Origin of the sequence: Pseudotenacibaculum sp. MALMAid0570, assembly GCF_040151415.1 — a bacterium.
In the GTDB taxonomy this organism is placed as follows: domain Bacteria; phylum Bacteroidota; class Bacteroidia; order Flavobacteriales; family Flavobacteriaceae; genus Polaribacter.
The window spans coordinates 1-450 of the sequence record NZ_JBDKWF010000017.1; the positions used below are offsets into that span (position 1 = coordinate 1).

Below are 450 nucleotides of genomic sequence, written 5' to 3' on the forward strand. Positions count from 1 at the left end.
TAGGTGATTGTTAATTGTTGTGTTACAGGAAATAACGCACGTACTTCTGCCGTTACAGAGCTAAAGTCAAAAGTGGTTACTCCATCAGTATCATCATTATTGGCATTATCATTTCCATCGATGTCTAAGAAATCGTCACAAACATTAAATGTACGTTGGAATGTAGCAGGTATTCCAGTGGTAGAAACAGTAAGCGTAACTTCAGCAATACGATAACAACCAAAAGAAGAGATTGCACGAGCCCAAACAGTATCTGTTGTTACAACTTGATTTGTGTAAGTAGTTGGGTTAGCAATAGGGTTTGTATTTGCTTGAGCATCAGCTAGAGTTTCATAAAAGATAAATGTCTCATTGATGTAATTGGTAGAGATATCTGTAGCAGCTTCATTAAGATTGAATACAGAGAACCCATCAGTATCATTATCACATTGTTTTAATTCTACAGTAGCA

The 450-nt window shown here is 36.0% G+C and carries 1 protein-coding gene; it reads right to left on the minus strand.

The genetic code is table 11. From position 1 onward, the window contains the following. A partial coding sequence (locus tag AAON49_RS00075; protein WP_502942865.1) for an FIDD domain-containing protein occupies positions 1–450 on the minus strand: 450 nt, incomplete at both ends.